This is a genomic window from Corynebacterium yonathiae, from assembly GCF_027570195.1.
Taxonomy (GTDB): Bacteria; Actinomycetota; Actinomycetes; order Mycobacteriales; family Mycobacteriaceae; genus Corynebacterium; species Corynebacterium yonathiae.
Genome location: NZ_JAKMUZ010000024.1, coordinates 1 through 14,018, shown reverse-complemented (window position 1 = coordinate 14,018; position 14,018 = coordinate 1). Strand labels below are relative to the sequence as shown.

Sequence of the window (14,018 nt, the reverse complement as noted above, 5' to 3'; positions counted from 1 at the left end):
ACACCTCCAACATCTAATTCACCAGCTTGAAACCGCCGAACTTATCGCCCTTCGGTCCAGAATCCTCCTTCGAAGCATGAGAACGCTGACCAAACAAGTCCGGGCGCTCCTTAATCCAGCCACGAATCTCCGCCGAAGCCATACGCTCCACCTTCACTGCTGGATGCTCAATCGGCTCCCCCGACTCCTTCGCCGCAACAGGCCCTTCCTCGGCGATAATCATGCGAGCTTCACGAACACGCCCAATCAACTGCGCCACAATCTTCACAGCACGAGCGTCAAACTCATTCAGCTCCCTACCGTCCGCTAAACCTTCCTCTAACTCGTCAAGGGTCATAGCCTAGGCAACCTCCTAACAGGCCGTCAGAGGGCCATACAGGCCCCAAAAATCACGAAATTTCAGTGCGGAGAGAGATCTTCTGACTGAGCGGGGCCAAAGGGGGAGTCAGAAAGGGAAGGGGCCTAAGATTCTTGGTGGCCCCCATCGTTTTATTTTTTCACGCCCAGATGAATCCGTTTCCGTTTGGTTTGTCAATTTTTGCCCCCGTGTGGGTGGGTCGTGGGCGGTCCCATGCTCCGCCTGAGCGGTTGCAGGTGCGGTGGAGGAGTCTGGTGGCTTTGGTGGTCTGCTTGTTCTCCGCGTATTTCAGCGCGCTGCCTGGTCCGTGGTCGGCTTCGAGTGCTGCGTTGTCGAAGTTTTTGGCTGCGGTTTTGTACATTGGTTTGCCGCATTCTGGGCATGGTGTGCCGTCTTTGTGGCGTGCGAGGAGTATTCGGCGTTGTTTTTGGTGTTGTGTGCCGTATCCGCGCTCTGTTGTTGTTTTGGGTGTTTTGGTTTTCTTGTCGTACCAGGCGGCTGCGATTTTGAGCATGTGTTTGGGGCGCTCTTGTTTGCAGCGTGACATGACTATGTCTTTGCCTGGGTCGATGGTGATTATTTCCGCGCCGGATTCTTGGTATTTGGTTAGCAGGTTGGTGCTTGGTGTGGAGTGGATTATCCAGATGTTGAATGTGCCGTCGTGTTTGTTGATGGCTGTGTCTATTGCTGTTTGGCGTGCTTTTTGTGTGACGCTTTTGATGTGCGTTTCATGCTCGTGGTTTGCGGGTTCTAGTCCTGCGAGTGTGTTGGCGAGTTCGTCGTAGTCGATGGTGATGTCGCCGGGTTTGCGGTGTTCTCGTATGTAGGTGGATTTGCCAGCTGCGGGTCTAAGGAGGCCCCGTGACTATGTGGATGGTCATGGGGCCAGTCTCCTTTCTTTGTGCCTTGTTCTGGTCGTGAGCCAGCGGCCTGCGCCTCAGGTTGTTGCTCAGAGTTGCTTTAACTTTTCAATGCGTTATTGACGGTTAAAGGGTGAGGTGGCTACAAGGCTTGGTGTCTTGTTCCGGTCTTGAGCCGGTGGCCTGCACTCGGGGTTTGAATTTGTCCTGGTGGATAGGTGGTGAGTCAGGCGACAAGACTTGGTTAAAACGATTAATGCCCCCAACGTTTGTGTTGAGGGCATAACTTGTCGTCGCGTCGATTATACATCATTTGTGGGCACGTGCATTATTTAGCCTCCCATTATTTGGTTTCCTTGAGTCTAAGGTTTTTCGACCTTGAATAGGGCGTCAGCGTCTGATGGGTACATTTCAATTACTGTATTGCTAGACGGGTTGATTACGGCAATTTTACCTGGGTGGATTCGCGTGTACCTGTCTCCGTTTTTGACTTTGATATATCGCAGTTCGTCACTTCCTTGTTTGACTTTCGCGTCGATTGACGAGCCGGGGAAAGCGTACCGGATTAGGTCTACAACCTTTTTGCTTTCTTCGATGGTGCAAGGTTTCGGCATGAGGATGAGGGCGTAGCTGTTGTCTCGTGGGGTCCCCTGCCGGATTAGGTTGTTTTCCCATTTGTTCATAGCGTGAGCGTGTTGTGATACTCGTGTCATTTCGTTTCCTTTTTCGCGTGGTTGAGTGCTTCGGTGAGTAGGTATCCTCCGCGTCCGTTGGGCATGGTGGTGCGGGTGATGTGGCCGCGTCTTGCCCATCCTCGGATGGTGTCGGCGGTGGTGGGTATGCCGCGTGCTCGTAGTTGTCGTGCTATGTGTTCTGCTCCGTGTCTGGGTTCGGGTTGTTTGGCGATGGTGTTGGGTTCGGGTGGGTTGCACCATTTGTTGATGGTGTGGGCCTGGTCCTCAAGCTCCTGCATGAGGTCTGCTGCCCAGTCCAGTTCGGATAGGGGTTGTGCGTGCCATGCGATGAGGTGGCATAGGCGGGGGGCTGATAGGTCTCCGTCGTGTATGCGGATGCCTATGCCGTCTGTGCCGAAGGCGTTAAGGCAGAGTTCCCGAAGGTTTTGCTCCATCTCTACATAGCGGTTTACCCATAGCCAGTTGCCGGGCGACTTCGGCCCCAAGCCTTTAACAACGTTGCGGGTCTTGACCTCGGGTGGGTTGGGTGTGGTGTGTTTGAGGGCGTGTAGTTGAAGGTAGTGGTGTTTGAGTTCACGGGCTGTGTCGCGGAGTTCAAACTCGTTGGTCATGCTTTCTCCTGAAAAGCGAAAGACCCCGCGGTGTGCGGGGCCTGGTGGTGTGTGGGCTAGTGGGCGTGGGGAGTGGGGCTCATGCTTCCTCCGTGTAGTTGGCTGCTGCGAGTAGGGCGTGGGCGAGGTTGCGGGCTTGGTCTGTAGTCATCCAATCAAAGGGGCTATGCAGGTCTGTATAAACGTCGGTATCGTTGTCTTCCAGCCAAACTTCTCCGTTGTGCCATATCAGCGCTCCGTCTGTGCCGGGAGAAGGCTCTGGTAGGTCTGGTGCGAGTAGGTTAAGTTCGTTTAGCAGCGTGGCGATCTGTTCGGGGGTGTAGCCGCGTGCGGCCGCAAACTTGATTGCTTTTGCCGCCCGGTCTTGGTTATTCATCGTGGTCTCCTTGGATTTTTGCGACGGTGGTTTTTATGGCATCGGCTACTCGCTTTTGGACTACTACATCGTCGCTATTTTCGGCGGCGAGCCGTGTTTCTTCTACGAGGTATCCGAGCGCGTCGCGTAGGTTGATTACTTCCTGTGCGAGTTGTGGGGCTGCGGATGCGAGGTTTACGTCGTGGTCGTTCCTGCTCCAATCGACTGCCTGGTCTGCGTTCCATAGCACTTCTCCGTGCTGGCTGGTGATGCAGCCGGAGTCTCTTGTTTCCCACGGCCCTGGTGTGGATTGGTCGAGTAGGTGTTTCAGGTGGGTGGTGGTGAGGTCAGTCATTGGTTTCTACCTGCTTCTTTGCTAGTTCTACTGGAACACAGCCTGTGTAAAGGTTGTTGCTTTCTGCGGCTTCTACTGTGCCTGGCGGACAGTCATCTCCGGAGTCCGCAGCAGCCCCTACAAAACCTCCTAGGCCTGCTCCTGCCAACGTCGCACCAGCAACTATGGCAGCTGCTCTCCAAAAAGGTTCGGGTTCGGACGCGGTAATCGCAATAGTTGCTCCGCAACAAACGATCGCTCCGATGATTGCGGCGGTAATCATTCCTGCACCTCTGTGAGTGTGTAGCGCTTACCGGTCGGGGTCATGCTTCACCACCCGCAATCGCATCAAAGTAACCGTCAGAAATGCGCTTCAGCTCCGGTTTAAGGTGCGGGCGGCGACGAATATAACGGTGCGCTTTCTGGCAAGCTACACACATTCTGACACCACGATTCAATTGGTAAGGATCAAGGTTCGGCGCAGCTAGTGCGTGGCCTTGGGGACAATGATCATTCCGGGATTTGTTGTGCCGCCGCTTAGCGGAACAATCCCTAACATTGTCTGAGGTAGTACCCCACCGAAGATTCTCAATCGAGTTATTCGTGGGGTCATCGTCCAAGTGCATTCCAACTTCGCCCTGGTTCGGAAGTCTGTCAAACGCAGACAGAACGGCGCGATGAATTGAGATTTGGTGCGGCTTGTTGTCCCGCCAAAGAGCGACAAATTGATAGCCGTTGGGGCGGGAGGAAACGACGAGTTCCTTCCCCCTCACTTGGCGAGAAACGCCATTCTTTGCAACTACTCGGCGCGTTTTCGTTCGTACCCGTCCGGTCGAACTGATTTCGTGACTGTCCTCCCAACCGGGTATCGGTTGCCACTGTTCGAGTCGTACCGCGCTATCACCAGTCTCCGCCCATTGGCGGGCGAGCTGCGCGTCGATGATGTCTTGGCGGGTTGGTTGGGTCATTGGTGTTCTCCTTGTTGGTGGTTTATTTGTCTGCCCAGAGTTCGTAGGCGCGGTCTTGCCAGGGGTCGTATTCGAGTTCTTCTTGTTCGTCTGGGTTGGGTTCGTCTGTGTCGTCATAGGGCCAGGGGTAAATCATTGGGTTTCCTTCCATGTGATGGTGATGTGGGCGCCGGGTGGGGTTGCTTCGTTTGCGTAGCCGAGGATTTGTTCGTAGTAGCTGTCTGCGAGCTGTTTCTTAAACGGTTTGAGTTCCTTTCGATAAGAGACGTATGCAGCTGCGCGTCCGCATGCGAGGCATACCCTCTTCCCCTTACGTTTTTGGTCGGCGCGTAGGTTGGGGTCGGCCAGCCTGTGGCCGCGTGGGCAGTGGGTTTTGCGCACTTCGTGATGGGTGCCATGTTTGACGCGGTCGAGTTGATTTTCGCTTCTGGTTCCGTACCGCAGGTTTTCGAGACGGTTGTCTCCTGGGTTGCCGTTGTTGTGGCAGACTTCCTTGCCTTCGGGCAGTGGGCCGACGAATGCTGCTAGCACTAGGCGGTGCACTTGGAAACAGGCAGGTTTGCCGTTCCGATTCAGTTCAACTCGCCAGTATCCGTGGGCGGGTTTGAGTTTGAGAGTTTGTCCCTTGTAGTGGCGGGGTTGTCCAGTTTTGTAGATGACGGTTCGGTCTACACTGCGGACGTTTCCAAGGTCGCTGACCTCGTACAGCCCTTCGTACCCGACTACTGGTTTCCACATTTCGGGCATGTTTTGGGTAGAGTTCACCTCTAGCCCCTCCTTGCTTGCTCAAGTGAGTGGGTTAGGCCTCTGGTTGAGCGTTGGCGCGCTCCCAGGGGCCGTTCTTATTCCTCCAATTATAGCACATTACCTGGGCTTTTAAGTAGTTTTATAAGGTCTTCGACTTCCATAATTGCCCATTGTTTTCCGGGGTCGGTTGTACCCCTTCGCTTGGCTATGACGAGGCCTACGTGGGCGTTGTCGTTGTCTGCTTCGGTGTGGGCTTCTTTGGTCCATTGGGGGAGGTTGAGCTTGCCGCCATAATCCTTCGTTTCGATGACGATGCGGCGGTTGTGTGAGTCGCGGACGTTGGCGATGTCGCCGCAATCTTTCGCCCCGGTTTTGACTCTTCGGTCTATGCGGTCGTCGAGGTTGTCGCGTAGGTAGTCGCTTATGAGGCGTTCGAAGCGTGCGCCTGCTTGTTTGGCTGATTTTCGTGTTCTGCTCAAAATGGTGGTTCCTTTGGCTTCTGCGGGGTTGGTTTGTGTTTCTGGGGTGATTGCCCGCGGGTGTCGTGTTCGTCCGTCTGTGGGGCTTCTGGGGGCCTTTTTGAGCCTGTTTCCGTCTTGTGGTTGCAGCGTTGGGCTGTGCCGTTGGCGTATCGCATGCCGTTGGGGTCGCACAGGTCGCATTCTTGGCGGGCTTTGAGGGCGGCTTCCCGTTCCGCTTCGGCTTCGGCTTCGGCGCCCTGGCGGAGTTTCTGACATTCGCGGCAATCTTCCTCGACCCATTCGCCGGCTGGGATGTGTTGGTGCTTGGGGCATCGAGTGCGTGCGGCGTGAGCCGCCGCTAACTCGTCCAGATTTTGAGGTTGGGGGTTTTCGGTGTTGGGTTCTTGTCCACCAGTAGGGTTACTGGTTTCCTTAACCCCCTCCCTTCCCCTGTTCCTCTGTTCCCCTGTTCCCCTGTTCCTATGCTCCGGTTTCCGCGAACTTCCGCCGCCTTGTGTAGGAACTTCCGACGCTGTGCGTAGGAAAGTGTAGGAACTTCCGTCACTCCACTGGTCAGAGACGTTTTCGCCGTCTTCTGGGGCCGGATATTTAGACTTAGCTTTGCGTTCTGTGCGCTGATGATCCGCCCATGTTGGGATGGCGTAGTAGGTGCGTCCGTGGACCTCATAAATGATGATTCCGAAGGTGTCTACAACTTCCTTCACGACGCGGCGGAAATTCTCGGAAGTTCCTACGCTAAGTTCTTTGATGTCATCGTTGGGGAAAATGAACCCCTCTAGCTCCTTTAAGTTGAGGGTTCCGCGCCCGTAATCGTCCGCCCAATTCCACATCCCGATGTAGGCCAGGCGCGCCACAGCAGACGCCTTTGCCACATCCGGCGAGGACCAAAACTCGGGTTTAATCGTCCTGATTCGGGGCATCGTCTTCTCCTCCTTTCTCTATGGATTGGAATAGGTGTATGAGTGCGTCGAGGAAGTCTGGTTTGGCGCAGTACAAGTCGCGGGATTCGAGGTATGCGCGCATGTCCTCACGCTGCCGGTGGGTAGGCATTTAGTTGCTGCTTCCGATTCCTTTTTCGCCGCGTTGGGTGTTGTCGAGGGCGGGTACTTCGGCGATGTTGTTGGTGGCGATGGGGACTACTACGAGTTGTGCGATGTAGTCGCCGGCGGTGATGTGCTGAGTCTTGTCGCCGGTGTTATGCAGGCTGATTTTCACCTGGCCCCTATATCCGTTATCCACGATGCCGGTGCCGTTACTCAGCACCAGATTCCGCTTAATCCCGGTGCTGCTGCGCACAAACAACATGCCCACATGCCCCTCGGGGATAGCCACATGCACTCCCGTATCGCCCATACGGTGCGCCCCTACAGGCACCGTCAGGTCGTGGGATAGGGCGAGGTCCATGCCGGCATCACCCTCATAAGCAAACCGAGGCTGATGAGCATCCTTATCTAATGAGTAATAAAGCATTGGGTTCCTTACATAAAAGAAGGGGCTCCACAAGGTGCAGTCGGCTGCAGGTATCCTTGTAGGAGCCTCAAATTGAAAGAATGAAGTTCAGTGTTGTTTTCTTACGTCGACGAATCCGCCTCTCAGAATGATGATTACTATCTGTTGTCCGCACTCATATTTGATGAAGAGGGTAAATCCCGGCTTGAAGCAGGACTGTCAGATTTGCTCTCTACAGAGGCGAAGAAAGGCCACCTCAAAGGCACTGAAGAGCTTCATGGTTACGAAATAATGCAGCAAAAAGGCGACTGGTCGCACATGCATGTTCGTCTGAGCATCAATATTTATAATCGGGCACTTAGCATCATTAACGATTCCGCCTCTGCCCTGTTCGTAGAATGCATCAACCGAAGTAAGCAAGAGAGGCGGTACGTCCGCCCATTTGACCCTCGAGATTTAGCCATTAGCTTCACCCTCGAGCGGATAAACGAGTTCTGCACTTGGAACGAAGAAAAGTCCCATGTCCTACTTGATGACCATTACACGGCGGAAGAATCTAGAAAGAACTTCATCAAATACCGAACTGATGGGACATTCGGGTATAAACCATCCAAGCTGGCTAGAGTGGAATCATTCGATTTTTACGATTCCAAAACTAAATGGGGTTTACAGGCGGCTGATTTGTGCACTTACATAGCCAATAGAATCATCTCTAAGCCTTCAACTAACCCTAAGGTCGTGAAGCTCCAGAACAATATGTGGAGTCGGTTAGACTCGATAAAAGAAGCTGGTCGAATTAGAATTTGGCCTTAGGATGCACGAAAGCCGCCATCAAAGGATGACAGCGGCTTAAGGCGATGTGGTGTTGTATACCTATACAATCACTACACTGACGATGATATAAACATCCGTCAAAGAAAGCAATACTCAACCCCGCCTGTGGACTGTGGAGGTCCTAGCTGGCGGGGTTAGGTGGTGGGGTCTAGGCGATGAGTTTCAGTGCCCAGATGAGCGGGTATATGGGGTGGTTGGGGTCTGCTACGCCACCGTCTGGGGTGTAGGCGTAGGCGGATAGTAGGTCGATGAGTGTGGTCATTGTTTACCTCAGAAAGGCGGTGTCTGGTCTTGGCCTGCTTGTGCCGGCGGGGTGGACCATGCGCCGCTGGTGGCTGTCTGGCCCTGCTGGGCGGCGTTGTTCCACTGCTGCTGCGCCTGATTCTGTTGCTCGCCGCCTCCTTGTCCGCGTGGGATGAAGGTGACTTCGTCGGCGTTAATCTTGTGCTTGGAGCGCTTATCGCCGGTGTTCTTATCCTCCCAGCGGTCTTGCTTCAGACTGCCGAGTACAACCACGGGGCGTTTACCGTTCTGCGTGTAGTCCTGCAGGAAGTTCTCACCCTTCTTTCCCCAGAAAGTCACATCGATGAATGTGGGGTCGCCGTCTTCCCACTGCTGGGATTGCTGGTTGTATTGGCGGGTGTTGTGGGCAAGGGTGAACTCAACCACGCTCTTGCCGTTGGGGGTAAAGCGTTGCTGTGGTTCTTTAGTGAGGTTGCCGCTGATAGTGATGTCGTTACTCATTGTTGTCCTTTTCGGTTGGGAAGATGATGGGCGATACGGTGTGCAGGGCTTCGCGGGCTAGTCGCATGACTTCCTGAATCTCAGCATCCGCGTCGGGCTGTGTGCGGCGTTGGATTACCTCATGCCATGCGCGGAGGTTGCCGGTCACAACCATGCGGGTTTCCACAGCGTTTGGCAGTAGGGCGCGGGCTGCCTCGTTGCGCTGTTTCTTAGGCAGGTAGTTAAGGACGGTCTGCGCGTCCTTGTAGTCGGTGATGCTTTCGTCTACACGCCAAAGGAATTTTTCTTTCGATTCCTCATCGAGGTAACGCATGGCCGGCGGCATGACTACATTCGCGTCATTCGCGTTGATGAAGCGCTGGGATTCGACGCTGAATGATAGGTGCCGGTGGCGGGTTAACTCAGTGAGGAATGCGCGGGACACGCCAGTGAAGTACAGGGTGGCGGTAGCGTGCTCGGCAATTGACCAATGAGATTGTTCGCCTAGGGTGCGGCGCAGGTAGTCCGCGTCGTTGTAGGTGGCTTCATTAGGGCGGTGGAAGCTGCGGTAGCAGTTCCGCCCGGCCATAGTCAGCAACGTTTCCGCATCCGTGGAAGCATCCTGAATACTCATCCACTCACTAATTGCCTTCTCATCCACCTTAGTGTGGGCAAGCAGGTGAACCTGCGGGGTGACAATGTTGGTCATTTACTGCTCCTGTAGTTCGTTCCAGCGGGTGCGTCCGAGGTCGAGGATGGCTTGGGGGACCTCTGCGTCTTCGCGGATTTCTTGCATGAAGTCAGTGACTGCCTCGGGGCTGGTGAGTTCTGCGAGGGCCTGCTTTACGTCCCGCACAAACTGGTCGTCATCCTCCACCGCCGGCTGCGATTCTGGTTCCTGCTTCTTCTTCGGCGCCGGGGCGGCAAGCGCCTGTGCAGCCACGTCTTGGCGAGTGGCCTTTTGGCGAATAGGCTCCGTTGTATCTACAAAGCTCTCGGAATCGAAGTACACATCCCCTAGTTCGTCGGGGAATGCCTTTCGGAAAGCGCCGGCGGCGGCGTTCTTTCCCAGCATGAAGGTTGGCTTCGCATCCCACATAGGCGTTAGGTTTCCTTCCCGGCCCCAGGTTTGCTTGGACTCATCCCAAGTAACGACATGCGGGAATGGTTCACCGTCTCGGTACACAATGACCTTGGCGAACTCCGGGTACCCCATGCGGGCCACGTTCCATGTGTCGCGCCATTCTGTCTCCTGCCCGGTGGACTGGTCGATTCCCTTGTACATCCAGTCGCCTTCGCGGTAGGTGCCGCCCTCCTGCTTTGCGATACGTCGGGCTGTTCGACGCGCTCCGCCGATACCGACTTGGAGGGTGTAGGTCTTTCCGTTCTTCGTCTTGCGCTCAATGAGGGCGATTTGCGACGGGTCTTGTGGGTTCAGGCCCAATGCTTCAGCGCGGGCGAAGAACATTTTTAGGTGATTAGCTGGGATTTGCTGGTAGCCTAGCTGCTCAATGAGCGTCATTTCCTGCTCGTTGAATTTCGCGATTTCGTTGGTCATTTAGATGTTCCTTTCATCATCGAAGCGGTCGAGGGTGATTTCTGTGAGGGCGAGGGCTGTTTCTAGGTCATGCCCGTGTTTGGTGAAATGCTGGATGAGGTAGATGGCTTGGTCTGCGAACGCGGTCAGGGCGGCGTAGTTGGCGTCGGTGGCTGTTCGTGCAACTTCTAGGCGCCGGTAGGGCATGTCGCTGGGCTTGTTCATAGGTTCTCTCGTTCCTGGTCTACTTGGTCGTGAATTTGCTGGTAGAGGTCACGCAGTTTGGGGAACGTGTCCCCGTGGTCGCGCATCCAGTCGAAGGCTTCGCATTGGGCGCGGTTGAGTGCGCGCTTCTTTTGGTCTTTGGTGGGGTATGTAGACTCTGGTGCGAATAGGGGCATTAGTTCACTACCTTTGTGAGTCGTAGGCGGGTGGAGCCACGGCGTACCTTTGTGCAGCACTCGCGGTAGATGTCTGGGTGAGCCGACTTCAGCACCTTGGAATCAAGAGTCTTCGAATCCTTAGTCGTGGACACGCTCACCTTGTAGCCGGCATGAGTACCCGCGTACGAATCACCGAGGCGTTTTAGTAGCTTGGCGCGCTTTTCCTCAATGGAATCTTTCAAGGAGCGTAATTCATCTTCTTCGGCACCAATTTGCGCCACTAGGTCTTCTACATCGTCGGCGTCCTCTAGGCTGGTGACCTCACCCATCCAATCCGGGGTAGTACCATCAAGCCACGCGAACCATTGCGCGGCGGTGCGTTGCATCCCCTCCACCACCTTGGGGTCATAGTGGATTACCTTGTACTCGTACTCCACGGGCCTGAACTGGCCGTCCTGCTCCTGGTAGTACTCCACCAGCAGCACGCACGCCTCGGCACCCGTGTGCCACATGTTTGCCTGGACTTGGAGGTAGTACCCGTCGGGGCACCAATCATGCCAATACCCACCAGTGAATTGGTGTTTAGCGGTTTTAATCTCACCAATGACCTCCCCGTCCTCACTGAATAAGTCCGGGGTGCCACACAGGCGCTCATCGTCGGGGTTGATGATGATGGTCTGCGGGTCGGCGTTATATACAAGGCGGGAGTCAACCTCCACCACAAGCGGAGCCAGCACGGGTTCACGGCCAGTGCCCCAAACCGTGTAGTCATTACCGCCCCACCGCTTGCCTGTTTCTTTCTCCTCGCGTAGCTCCTGCCACTGTCTAGCGGTCCTGCTTAAATGCAGGTCCCTTAGCTCCGTTGAGGTGAGGTGCTGGCGGCGGAACTCGAACCACGCTTCCTCATTTTCTGGCTTAAATGTTTTCAAAAGACGCTCCCCTAAAAATCGCAGTCCCCCGGTTTGACCTGCTCAGAATCTTCTTTGCTTTCCGTGCATGGCGCTCACAAAAGCGGAAACCAAACCCCAAACCAATATCATCAGTGCCCAATTCGTCACAGGCTAGGTGCAGGCATCCGTACTCTTCCTTGAACTGGTCTCGGGCTTCATTCGCGGCTTTACGTGACGTAAACGAGGTAGGGGTTGGAAGATTCACCCACCACAACCCCTCCCGGAATCTGGCTGGCTCTATGCGCATTTCGACCCCTTCCTGACGTAATCCTCAATCGTCTTTCGTTTCACGCCGTAAACCGTGGCTAGGCGCTGTTTAGCGAGTGCAGGGCCAAGTAGACGCACGAAATGCGGATACTCTTCCGCGACTAGCTGCTGCGTGGTGAATACCTGCTCGTGGGCACGATGGCGGCGCAGGTCGTGTACGAAATGCATCGCCTCGCCCCAGCTAGTGGCTGGAAAGGTGAGGTCCTGGTCGTGAATATTCCACAGGCCTGCTTCTCGGTCTTTCCTGATTCGGGTCTTTACATCCATACTGGTGGCACCGAAATCACAAAGCAGAAGATGAAACCAATCATGAAGCCAAACGCGCCGGTGGCCCAGCACAGGCGGATACGCTTGGCGGCAACGTCCTGCCAATACGCCAACTCCTTATGGGTTGGTTCGCGGCGCTCCGGGCGGTTATTTGTGGTTTGGGTGTGCATTGCGGACTTTCCTTTCATGGGCTGCGATTTGGCCGGCGATGTTGTTAGCACCACCAGCAAGGGTGAGAATCTGGCGGCGGGTTTTCTCCGGTAGGTGCGCCAGTTGGTAGATGGTTTTCAGGCGGGTCTCAATATCAGTCATGTGGGCTTTCGCCTCAGCGTGCGTAATCTGACGCATCTTTTATCTCCAGTAGATTGTGAATTTCAGGGTTCGGGGCTTCCGACGGCGCAGCAGGCTTTTCAGCCAGCTCATACCGACTCCCCCATCAAAAAGGCGTCGCACCAATCACGGCGCACACGCCACTTCCTGCCAACTTTTCTGCCCTCCAGCTCCCCGCGCTGCAGGTACTTGTACACAGTGTCGCGGTCCATCCGCATGTACTCAGCTGCCTCATCAGCCAATAACCATGTGGTAGTGTCCATAACAGACCTCCCTTTTTTGAGTGTCGTACTAAAAAAGGCCCACCTCACTGGGCCTCAACGATCGGCCCCCACACTCCCAATTCGTAGGGGGCCGCACTTATGTCTTATTAAGGGGTAGGTGCAGGCGCGGCCAGTGGTAATTACCGCAACCTTCACTTACGACGCCAAGTCAAGCGCCACACCCACCCCTAGTGCGCTCCCCGGCCTCGCACCGGGGCGGCAGCTAGTAGCGCTACTCGCAAATAAGCCGTGCAAGCTCGGCTAAGCCACATCCTCGTCCTTCGTCTGCATCAGATATGGGACATTGAGCTGGTCAAGCGCATCAATCATCACCAGGCAACCCTTCACAGCGTTATCGCTTGCGGCAGTAGCTCGGTCGAGGCGTCGCTTCTCCGTCGCAATCCACGCACGGAAATCATCCGCAGTCGCATACCCCAACTTCACGCGGAGCCTGGTCTTAGACTCCTTGCCGTCATCATTTACGTCGATACGCTCAAACGAGATAGGAAGGTGCGCATCATCGAACCAATCCAGTGGGAACTGTCCCGTCTTTCCGGCGTCACGTAGCAGCGAGTTAGTGGACTTGGTAGCTTCGCTCTCCAATGTGCGGGCGCGACTCAGAACGAGGTCTTTCACAAGTAGTTCACGTTCTTCAGCGCTTAGTTCTCCGAACACTGAGTTCACAGCTCTGGTCAACCACTTCATCTGTTCAGGGTTTCCCGGCTCGTAGCGCTCATGCCGAAACGCGGTCATGCGCTTGTTGAGTAGTTGGTCAAGGGAATCTAGGGACGGGTCTTTGGCCATGTCATCGCCTCCATAATGTTGATGAATCGCTGTTTGTCTGATGGTTCGAGCATGTCGAGCACGCCCTGTTTGTCATGGTGTTGTCCGGTGGCGATGGTGTACGCGGTATCAAATCCGGAGATAAAGGACTTCACGAATGCGGCAGAGCGTTTAAGAACATCTAGGCGCTCACGCTCCGCTTCCTTTTCCTTGCGACGGCGGGCTTCTTCAGCCATGCGTTCTTTTCGGTCTGCCGCCATGCGTGCGTTGAATGCTTCACGCATGGTGTCGAAGGAACCTTCTGGTTTGTTGTCGAGCCACGCTTTGGCTTCGGGGTGTTCTCGGAAGTAGCGGACAGCGTCGGCTTCTTCTTTGACTTCGCGCTCTTCTTCCTCGCGTATTCTCTGCTGCTCTGCTTCGCGCTTATCACGCTCGTGGCAAGCTCGCCTGTATGCATCATCCAGGGCAACGGTTCCATCCACAACCTGCCATGCGAGGTCAGGCAGAAGGTCAAGAACAAGACCAGCTTGGGACAGCGCCATTTTCCATCCACGAGATAAATCAAGATCTTGATTTATAGAACCGCGCTCCCATCGCCCGTTCTTGCGTTTCCCGTCATGGTCAAGGGAAAGCGCTGTGGACATAGCGCGGGAACCGGTGGACTGGTGGCGGCGCTCATTACGTGAGCGAACGAACGCACCGACCTCGTCCGGATCTTCAACCTTTATCGCCGGTTCAATTCCTAAGCGCTTGCACGCTTCCCAGCGATTACGCCCATCAATTAGAATGCCGTCAGAAGTAACAGTGATAGGGTCGCGCTGG

The 14,018-nt window shown here is 55.1% G+C and carries 25 protein-coding genes; 3 read left to right on the top strand and 22 right to left on the bottom strand.

Annotated features, from left to right (window positions below; translation table 11 throughout):
• Positions 1 to 13: 13 nt before the first annotated feature.
• The 8 genes from L8V22_RS10795 to L8V22_RS10765 all read right to left on the bottom strand — a co-directional run bounded on the left by L8V22_RS10795 (position 14) and on the right by L8V22_RS10765 (position 5,407).
• Positions 14 to 337: a P27 family phage terminase small subunit gene (locus tag L8V22_RS10795; RefSeq protein ID WP_269966526.1), complete on the bottom strand. Its 324-nt coding sequence runs from the start codon at positions 335 to 337 to the stop codon at positions 14 to 16.
• A 160-nt stretch (positions 338 to 497) separates the two neighbouring features.
• Positions 498 to 872 (bottom strand): hypothetical protein, encoded by a 375-nt coding sequence (locus tag L8V22_RS10790; protein ID WP_269966525.1) that lies wholly within the window; start codon positions 870 to 872, stop codon positions 498 to 500.
• A 1,055-nt stretch (positions 873 to 1,927) separates the two neighbouring features.
• Positions 1,928 to 2,524, bottom strand: coding sequence for a hypothetical protein (locus L8V22_RS10785; protein ID WP_269966524.1), 597 nt, complete (start codon positions 2,522 to 2,524; stop codon positions 1,928 to 1,930).
• A gap of 79 nt (positions 2,525 to 2,603) precedes the next feature.
• Positions 2,604 to 2,900 carry a hypothetical protein gene (locus tag L8V22_RS10780; RefSeq protein ID WP_269966523.1) on the bottom strand — a complete coding sequence of 99 codons (297 nt, stop codon included), beginning with the start codon at positions 2,898 to 2,900 and terminating at the stop codon, positions 2,604 to 2,606.
• On the bottom strand, positions 2,893 to 3,234 hold the full coding sequence (locus tag L8V22_RS10775; protein WP_269966522.1) for a hypothetical protein: 342 nt from the start codon (positions 3,232 to 3,234) through the stop codon (positions 2,893 to 2,895). The genes L8V22_RS10780 and L8V22_RS10775 overlap by 8 nt, the downstream gene beginning before the upstream one ends.
• A gap of 302 nt (positions 3,235 to 3,536) precedes the next feature.
• Positions 3,537 to 4,181 carry an NUMOD4 domain-containing protein gene (locus L8V22_RS11710; RefSeq protein ID WP_420840007.1) on the bottom strand — a complete coding sequence of 215 codons (645 nt, stop codon included), beginning with the start codon at positions 4,179 to 4,181 and terminating at the stop codon, positions 3,537 to 3,539.
• A gap of 132 nt (positions 4,182 to 4,313) precedes the next feature.
• Positions 4,314 to 4,946, bottom strand: a complete 633-nt coding sequence (locus tag L8V22_RS10770; RefSeq protein WP_269966521.1) for an NUMOD4 motif-containing HNH endonuclease — start codon at positions 4,944 to 4,946, stop codon at positions 4,314 to 4,316.
• A gap of 89 nt (positions 4,947 to 5,035) precedes the next feature.
• The gene (locus L8V22_RS10765; RefSeq protein WP_269966520.1) at positions 5,036 to 5,407 is read right to left on the bottom strand and encodes a putative PDDEXK endonuclease; all 372 of its coding nucleotides are present in this window, start codon (positions 5,405 to 5,407) and stop codon (positions 5,036 to 5,038) included.
• Between the two features lie 119 nt (positions 5,408 to 5,526).
• Here L8V22_RS10765 and L8V22_RS10760 point away from each other — a divergent pair, with 119 nt between their 5' ends.
• Together L8V22_RS10760 and L8V22_RS10755 are read left to right on the top strand one after the other, a co-directional pair.
• On the top strand, positions 5,527 to 5,751 hold the full coding sequence (locus L8V22_RS10760) for a hypothetical protein (RefSeq protein ID WP_269966519.1): 225 nt from the start codon (positions 5,527 to 5,529) through the stop codon (positions 5,749 to 5,751).
• A 315-nt stretch (positions 5,752 to 6,066) separates the two neighbouring features.
• The gene (locus L8V22_RS10755; RefSeq protein ID WP_269966518.1) at positions 6,067 to 6,189 is read left to right on the top strand and encodes a hypothetical protein; all 123 of its coding nucleotides are present in this window, start codon (positions 6,067 to 6,069) and stop codon (positions 6,187 to 6,189) included.
• 118 nt (positions 6,190 to 6,307) lie between these two features.
• Here L8V22_RS10755 and L8V22_RS10750 read toward each other — a convergent pair whose 3' ends face one another.
• The gene (locus L8V22_RS10750) at positions 6,308 to 6,460 is read right to left on the bottom strand and encodes a hypothetical protein (protein WP_269966517.1); all 153 of its coding nucleotides are present in this window, start codon (positions 6,458 to 6,460) and stop codon (positions 6,308 to 6,310) included.
• Complete coding sequence (gene dut / locus L8V22_RS10745) at positions 6,461 to 6,880, bottom strand: dUTP diphosphatase (protein ID WP_269966516.1); 420 nt, start codon at positions 6,878 to 6,880, stop codon at positions 6,461 to 6,463.
• Between the two features lie 90 nt (positions 6,881 to 6,970).
• Between dut and L8V22_RS10740 the strand changes: the two genes are divergently transcribed.
• The gene (locus L8V22_RS10740) at positions 6,971 to 7,672 is read left to right on the top strand and encodes a DUF3800 domain-containing protein (RefSeq protein WP_269966515.1); all 702 of its coding nucleotides are present in this window, start codon (positions 6,971 to 6,973) and stop codon (positions 7,670 to 7,672) included.
• Positions 7,673 to 7,963: 291 nt separating this feature from the next.
• Here the strand turns inward: L8V22_RS10740 and L8V22_RS10735 are convergent, their stop codons facing one another.
• From L8V22_RS10735 to L8V22_RS10680, 12 genes are all read right to left on the bottom strand, one after another.
• Positions 7,964 to 8,437, bottom strand: coding sequence for a single-stranded DNA-binding protein (locus tag L8V22_RS10735; RefSeq protein ID WP_269966514.1), 474 nt, complete (start codon positions 8,435 to 8,437; stop codon positions 7,964 to 7,966).
• A complete protein-coding gene (thyX, locus tag L8V22_RS10730) occupies positions 8,430 to 9,125 on the bottom strand; it encodes an FAD-dependent thymidylate synthase (protein WP_269966513.1) in 696 nt (231 codons plus the stop codon). Before thyX ends, L8V22_RS10735 begins: the two co-directional genes overlap by 8 nt.
• Positions 9,126 to 9,974, bottom strand: a complete 849-nt coding sequence (locus tag L8V22_RS10725; protein WP_269966512.1) for a recombinase RecT — start codon at positions 9,972 to 9,974, stop codon at positions 9,126 to 9,128.
• Positions 9,975 to 10,178 (bottom strand): hypothetical protein, encoded by a 204-nt coding sequence (locus tag L8V22_RS10720; protein ID WP_269966511.1) that lies wholly within the window; start codon positions 10,176 to 10,178, stop codon positions 9,975 to 9,977.
• The gene (locus L8V22_RS10715) at positions 10,175 to 10,354 is read right to left on the bottom strand and encodes a hypothetical protein (RefSeq protein WP_269966510.1); all 180 of its coding nucleotides are present in this window, start codon (positions 10,352 to 10,354) and stop codon (positions 10,175 to 10,177) included. The genes L8V22_RS10720 and L8V22_RS10715 overlap by 4 nt, the downstream gene beginning before the upstream one ends.
• Positions 10,354 to 11,265 (bottom strand): YqaJ viral recombinase family protein, encoded by a 912-nt coding sequence (locus tag L8V22_RS10710; RefSeq protein WP_269966509.1) that lies wholly within the window; start codon positions 11,263 to 11,265, stop codon positions 10,354 to 10,356. The genes L8V22_RS10715 and L8V22_RS10710 overlap by 1 nt, the downstream gene beginning before the upstream one ends.
• A 258-nt stretch (positions 11,266 to 11,523) precedes the next feature.
• Positions 11,524 to 11,820: a hypothetical protein gene (locus tag L8V22_RS10705; RefSeq protein WP_269966508.1), complete on the bottom strand. Its 297-nt coding sequence runs from the start codon at positions 11,818 to 11,820 to the stop codon at positions 11,524 to 11,526.
• The gene (locus tag L8V22_RS10700; RefSeq protein ID WP_269966507.1) at positions 11,811 to 11,990 is read right to left on the bottom strand and encodes a hypothetical protein; all 180 of its coding nucleotides are present in this window, start codon (positions 11,988 to 11,990) and stop codon (positions 11,811 to 11,813) included. Before L8V22_RS10700 ends, L8V22_RS10705 begins: the two co-directional genes overlap by 10 nt.
• Positions 11,968 to 12,132 (bottom strand): hypothetical protein, encoded by a 165-nt coding sequence (locus L8V22_RS10695; RefSeq protein WP_269966506.1) that lies wholly within the window; start codon positions 12,130 to 12,132, stop codon positions 11,968 to 11,970. The genes L8V22_RS10700 and L8V22_RS10695 overlap by 23 nt, the downstream gene beginning before the upstream one ends.
• Positions 12,133 to 12,239: 107 nt before the next feature.
• The gene (locus tag L8V22_RS10690) at positions 12,240 to 12,413 is read right to left on the bottom strand and encodes a helix-turn-helix domain-containing protein (protein WP_269966505.1); all 174 of its coding nucleotides are present in this window, start codon (positions 12,411 to 12,413) and stop codon (positions 12,240 to 12,242) included.
• Between the two features lie 261 nt (positions 12,414 to 12,674).
• Complete coding sequence (locus tag L8V22_RS10685; RefSeq protein WP_269966504.1) at positions 12,675 to 13,217, bottom strand: hypothetical protein; 543 nt, start codon at positions 13,215 to 13,217, stop codon at positions 12,675 to 12,677.
• The coding region (locus tag L8V22_RS10680) for a ParB N-terminal domain-containing protein (protein ID WP_269966503.1) at positions 13,196 to 14,018 on the bottom strand (823 nt) is incomplete at its 5' end. The genes L8V22_RS10680 and L8V22_RS10685, both read right to left, overlap by 22 nt.

What these genes read in the sequence shown, in the direction of transcription:
- L8V22_RS10690 (WP_269966505.1), bottom strand. Translation starts at nt 12,413, where the DNA reads ATGGACACTACCACATGGTTATTGGCTGATGAGGCAGCTGAGTACATG.
- L8V22_RS10695 (WP_269966506.1), bottom strand. Translation starts at nt 12,132, where the DNA reads ATGACTGATATTGAGACCCGCCTGAAAACCATCTACCAACTGGCGCAC.
- L8V22_RS10715 (WP_269966510.1), bottom strand. Translation starts at nt 10,354, where the DNA reads ATGCCCCTATTCGCACCAGAGTCTACATACCCCACCAAAGACCAAAAG.
- L8V22_RS10735 (WP_269966514.1), bottom strand. Translation starts at nt 8,437, where the DNA reads ATGAGTAACGACATCACTATCAGCGGCAACCTCACTAAAGAACCACAG.
- L8V22_RS10705 (WP_269966508.1), bottom strand. Translation starts at nt 11,820, where the DNA reads ATGGATGTAAAGACCCGAATCAGGAAAGACCGAGAAGCAGGCCTGTGG.
- L8V22_RS10720 (WP_269966511.1), bottom strand. Translation starts at nt 10,178, where the DNA reads ATGAACAAGCCCAGCGACATGCCCTACCGGCGCCTAGAAGTTGCACGA.
- L8V22_RS10785 (WP_269966524.1), bottom strand. Translation starts at nt 2,524, where the DNA reads ATGACCAACGAGTTTGAACTCCGCGACACAGCCCGTGAACTCAAACAC.
- L8V22_RS10750 (WP_269966517.1), bottom strand. Translation starts at nt 6,460, where the DNA reads ATGCCTACCCACCGGCAGCGTGAGGACATGCGCGCATACCTCGAATCC.
- L8V22_RS10775 (WP_269966522.1), bottom strand. Translation starts at nt 3,234, where the DNA reads ATGACTGACCTCACCACCACCCACCTGAAACACCTACTCGACCAATCC.
- L8V22_RS10725 (WP_269966512.1), bottom strand. Translation starts at nt 9,974, where the DNA reads ATGACCAACGAAATCGCGAAATTCAACGAGCAGGAAATGACGCTCATT.
- L8V22_RS10780 (WP_269966523.1), bottom strand. Translation starts at nt 2,900, where the DNA reads ATGAATAACCAAGACCGGGCGGCAAAAGCAATCAAGTTTGCGGCCGCA.
- dut (WP_269966516.1), bottom strand. Translation starts at nt 6,880, where the DNA reads ATGCTTTATTACTCATTAGATAAGGATGCTCATCAGCCTCGGTTTGCT.
- L8V22_RS11710 (WP_420840007.1), bottom strand. Translation starts at nt 4,181, where the DNA reads ATGACCCAACCAACCCGCCAAGACATCATCGACGCGCAGCTCGCCCGC.
- L8V22_RS10685 (WP_269966504.1), bottom strand. Translation starts at nt 13,217, where the DNA reads ATGGCCAAAGACCCGTCCCTAGATTCCCTTGACCAACTACTCAACAAG.
- L8V22_RS10700 (WP_269966507.1), bottom strand. Translation starts at nt 11,990, where the DNA reads ATGCACACCCAAACCACAAATAACCGCCCGGAGCGCCGCGAACCAACC.
- L8V22_RS10795 (WP_269966526.1), bottom strand. Translation starts at nt 337, where the DNA reads ATGACCCTTGACGAGTTAGAGGAAGGTTTAGCGGACGGTAGGGAGCTG.
- L8V22_RS10790 (WP_269966525.1), bottom strand. Translation starts at nt 872, where the DNA reads ATGCTCAAAATCGCAGCCGCCTGGTACGACAAGAAAACCAAAACACCC.
- thyX (WP_269966513.1), bottom strand. Translation starts at nt 9,125, where the DNA reads ATGACCAACATTGTCACCCCGCAGGTTCACCTGCTTGCCCACACTAAG.